Annotated in this window: 4 protein-coding genes; 1 reads left to right on the top strand and 3 read right to left on the bottom strand. The window is 65.3% G+C overall.

Annotated elements, in window-relative coordinates:
* Both AC3AYF_RS18725 and AC3AYF_RS18730 read right to left on the bottom strand, forming a co-directional pair.
* The coding region (locus AC3AYF_RS18725) for an AI-2E family transporter (protein WP_487780173.1) at positions 1-884 on the bottom strand (884 nt) is incomplete at its 3' end.
* Positions 881-1,132: a sulfurtransferase TusA family protein gene (locus tag AC3AYF_RS18730; RefSeq protein ID WP_295035060.1), complete on the bottom strand. Its 252-nt coding sequence runs from the start codon at positions 1,130-1,132 to the stop codon at positions 881-883. The genes AC3AYF_RS18725 and AC3AYF_RS18730, both read right to left, overlap by 4 nt.
* Before the next feature lie 225 nt (positions 1,133-1,357).
* On the opposite strand from AC3AYF_RS18730, the gene AC3AYF_RS18735 reads away from it, so the two are divergent.
* Complete coding sequence (locus AC3AYF_RS18735; protein WP_295035058.1) at positions 1,358-2,821, top strand: M48 family metalloprotease; 1,464 nt, start codon at positions 1,358-1,360, stop codon at positions 2,819-2,821.
* Between the two features lie 10 nt (positions 2,822-2,831).
* On the opposite strand, the gene AC3AYF_RS18740 is transcribed toward AC3AYF_RS18735, so the two are convergent.
* Positions 2,832-4,076 carry a serine hydrolase domain-containing protein gene (locus tag AC3AYF_RS18740; RefSeq protein WP_295035056.1) on the bottom strand — a complete coding sequence of 415 codons (1,245 nt, stop codon included), beginning with the start codon at positions 4,074-4,076 and terminating at the stop codon, positions 2,832-2,834.
* Positions 4,077-4,219 lie beyond the last annotated feature (143 nt).

Below are 4,219 nucleotides of genomic sequence, written 5' to 3' on the forward strand. Positions count from 1 at the left end.
CCGTCGAGCGCCTGCAGGATGGCGTAGGCCACCAGCACGTAGAAGAACTGGTCGCCGACGCCGAAGTGGAAGCCGGCTACCGCCGCGACGGGCAGCGTCGCCACCGCGGCGCCAATGTAGGGCACCAGCACCGACAGGCCCACCATCAGCCCGAGCAGTGCCGAATAGGGCAACCCGAACGCCCAGAAGACGATGAAGGCCACGCTGCCGACGATGATGATCTCGATCGTCTTGCCGCGCACGTAGTTGGCGATCTGGTCGTCCATCTCCTGCCAGATGCGAGTCATCAGCGTACGCTTGCCGGGTAGCATCGACAGCATGAAATCGACCAGCCGCTCGCGGTCCTTGAGCATGAAGAAGACCAGAATCGGCACCAGCACCAGATAGATGATCACCGCCATCAGGTTGCCCAGCGACGCCAGCGAGAAGGTCAGCGCGCGCTGACCGAGCTGTGACGCCTGGTGACCCGCCGTGGCGATCCAGCCCTGGACCTGGTCCGGGGTGACGATGGTGGGGTATCTGGCCTGCATTTCTCCCAGCCAGCGCTGGCTGCTGGCGAACATGTCGGGGGCCTCCCTCACCAGTTCGACCAGCTGGTTCCAGACCAGCGGCATCACGATCAGCGCCAGCGCCAGCAGCGCGCCCACGAACAGCAGGAAGACCAGCCCCACCGCCAGCAGTCGCGGCAATCCGCGCCGTTCCAGCCAGGCCACCACGCCCTGCAGCAGAAAGGCGACCACCAGCGCGGTAAAGAACGGAGCCAGCGCGCCGCCGAGCCAGATGACGATGGCAAAGCCGCCGATCAGCAGCGCCAGCAGGACGATGGCCTCCTCGTCGGACAGATACCGCTCGAACCAGTTACGCAGGATGCCCTTCAAACTCATGCTCGCGCCTCTCCATCGGCTTTACGCAGCCAGTAGCGATACACACCCGACTTCTCTTCGCGCCCGACCAGCGCATGTCGGCTATGCTCGACGAAACTTTCGAAATCCCGCCACGAACCGGCGTCCGTCGCGATCACCTCGAGCAGCTGCCCGGCCTGCATGCCCGCCAACGCCTGCTTGGCTTTCAGCAGCGGCAACGGGCAGCTCAGGCCGGAGGCATCCAGTCGACGATCCGGCTGTTGAGACATGACATACCCCAGATTGATTGAAAAGAGGCCCGCTGGCGCGACAAGCCCGCCACGACGGCTGTTGCAACGCCCGGTTTTTCCAGGGCCTGTTCACACTCTCCACGCGTCGTATAGTGTGAACAGGCCCTAGGCAACGTCTGCGACGAGCTGCGGTCGAACGCATGATAGCGCAGACCACCATCGGCCACCCCGGCTTCAGCCTGAATGAGGATCGAGATCGTCAGCATGAACCGTCAACGACTGGCATCATTCAAGCGGCGCCTGCTGGCCGTTTCACTGCTTTTCGCGGGACTGGCCGGCACCCTGCCGACCGCGCACGCCCAGCAAGGCTATCAGCTCCCGGATCTCGGCAGTACCAGCGCCGCCGTCACGTCCAACGACGAGTATCGTCTGGGCCGTGGCTGGCTGCGTCAATTCCGCGCCCAGACCGACCCGTGGCAGGATCCGATCACCCAGACCTACGTGCGCTCGATGCTGGCCAAGCTGGTGCCCTACAGCGGGGTCAACGAGCGACTCGTGGTGACGATGGTCGACAGCCGCCTGCTGAACGCGTTCGCCGTGCCCGGAGGGGTGGTCGGGGTCAACGCCGGCCTGTTCGCCACGGCGCCCAACGAGGACGAGTTCGCCTCGGTGCTGGCACACGAACTGGGGCACCTGGCCCAGCGTCACTACGCCCGGCGCATGGAACGGGTCGAGGAGACGCAGCTGCCCACCATGGCGGCGATGCTGGCCGGGATGATCTTCGCGGCAGGCGGTGGCGGTGGCGCGGGCATCGCCGCGATGATGGGCTCGCAGGCGGCGTTCATCCAGGATCAGCTCGCCTACTCCCGCCGGTTCGAACAGGAGGCCGACCGCGTGGGCCTCAACGCCATGGCCAAGGCCGGTTACGACCCGCAGGCGATGCCGGAGATGTTCCGCACGCTGCAGAAACTCGCCGCACTCCAGGGCGGCAATCCCCCCGAGTTCCTGCTGACCCACCCGGTCACCGAATCGCGGATCAGTGACACCCAGGCCCGGGCCGACCAGTTGCCCTCGCCGCCACACCGGGACGACCCGACCTACGCCATGATCCGCGGGCGAGCATTGCTGATGCTCAACCGGGATAACCCGACCCAGGCGATGACGGCGCTTCGCCAGGACGATCCGCCGGCGGCCGCCGTCCGCTATCTGCAAGCGCTCACCGATGCACAGCAGGCGCGTCCCGACGCGGCGCTGAAGACCCTCGACGAGCTTGCCAGAGATTATCCCGACCTTTCGATGATCCCCGCCACCGCCGCCCAGGTCGCCTACGACGCCGGGCGCCACCCGGACGCACTGGCGAGGGCACGACACATCCTGCGGCTGTCTCCCGGCTATTATCCGGCGCAGTGGGTGCAGGCGGAGACACTGGTGCAGACGGCGCCAGCGCAGGCGTTCGACGTGCTGCGAGCGATGAGCGAGCAGTATCCGGAGGATCCCAACGTGTTCGGCCTGCTCTCCGAGGCGGCCGGCCGCACCGGCCGCGATGCCTGGGGCCAGCTGGCCCGCGCCGAGCAGCTCCAGCTCGAGGGTCGCATCGACACCGCCATTCGTCAGATCGATTCCGCCGAAAAAGTCGCCAAACAGAGTGGCGACTACGCCATGGCCAGCCGCATCGAGCAGCGACGCAAGGATTTCCTCGGCTACCGGGACACCATGCGGAGCTTCTGACCGAGCGGTCTCAGGCTGGCGCGCCAGCCTGCCCCTCGAGATGTGCCACGACCGCATCGCAGAACACCATCGGATCGATCACCAATCTGCCGAGCGGTTTCGGCGCGGCGGCATTCTGCGCGATCACGATGTCACGCGCCGGATTGACGTAGATGAGCTGGCCGTGAATTCCCCTCGCGGCGAAGGCGCGATCCCGGCGCGAGGGTTCCGTCCAGGCAGTCCACCACATGTAGCCGTATTCCAGTGGCGATTGGCCTCCGACGAGAGTGGTGGGTCGCGTGGCGGCGTCGATCCACCCCTCGGGTAGCAGCGGTTGGCCGTCGATCCTGCCGCCGTCGAGCATGAACTGGCCAAAGCGTGCGTAATCCCTCAAGGTTGCCGCGATGCCGCTACCGCCGATCTCGACGCCGTCGGCGGACTCCAGCCACCAGCGGGCGTCGCTCTCCATGCCGTAGGGCTGCCACAGTTTCTCCGAGAGATAGTCGGACAGCGGTCGGCCAACGGCCCGCCGAACCAGTTCGGCGAGAATCTGGGTTTCACCGGTACTGTAGTTGTGCAGCGTGCCCGGCTCGGCGGCCCGCGGGAGCGCGGCCATTACCTGCATTGCTCCGCCCGGCTTTTGGGCAATCTGCGCCCTGAGCAGGCTGCGACGATCGGAGTCGGGATCAACGTAGGTCTCGTTCCAGGCAACGCCGGAGGCCATCATCAGCAGGTCGCGCAGGCTCACGCCCTCATAAGCACCTCCTGCCAGCGCCGGGACGTAGTCCGTCACCTGCGCCGCCAGACCCTGTGGAATCAGGCCATCCTGAATCGCCATGCCGGCCAGCGTCGAGCAGACCGACTTGGCCACCGACATCGACATCCAGCGGGTATCCCGATGATTGCCGCGCTGGTAGGTCTCGTAAACGATGTCCCCGCGCTGAAGCACCAGCAGTCCGGTGACGCTGTTCAATGCGAGGTAATCGTAGAGATCGTAGGGTTCGCCGTTCGCGCTGGCGATCACCCCGTCGAGACGCTCGAGTGCCTGTCGGAGCGGATGCGGCGAATTCCCGGCGGCGACGGTCCGTGACGGAAACAGCCGATCGATGTTGCGAAAGGTGCTGACCGCGAGATCGGGAACCAGCTGGCCGCTGTAGATCTGCTCGACGTTGCCGATCGGCTCGTCGGCATGACGGTAAGCAGCAGCCGGAGACGGCTCGGATCGAGAAGGAGAGGTTGAACACAAGAAATCGGGCTGAGTCGAACGGGACGCCATGTGAGGTCTCCTGAGGGAACCCTCAATCAGTAACACAGACGTGCAAAGACGTGCATCGGTTTGGCGACAACGACAGGGTAAATCGAAATGGTGGGTCGTGTAGGATTCGAACCTACGACCAATTGGTTAAAAGCCAACTGCTC

Source organism: Salinicola sp., from assembly GCF_982684285.1.

Coding starts and splice junctions, on each gene's coding strand:
- AC3AYF_RS18740 (WP_295035056.1), bottom strand. CDS start 4,076: ATGGCGTCCCGTTCGACTCAGCCCGATTTCTTGTGTTCAACCTCTCCT.
- AC3AYF_RS18730 (WP_295035060.1), bottom strand. CDS start 1,132: ATGTCTCAACAGCCGGATCGTCGACTGGATGCCTCCGGCCTGAGCTGC.
- AC3AYF_RS18735 (WP_295035058.1), top strand. CDS start 1,358: ATGAACCGTCAACGACTGGCATCATTCAAGCGGCGCCTGCTGGCCGTT.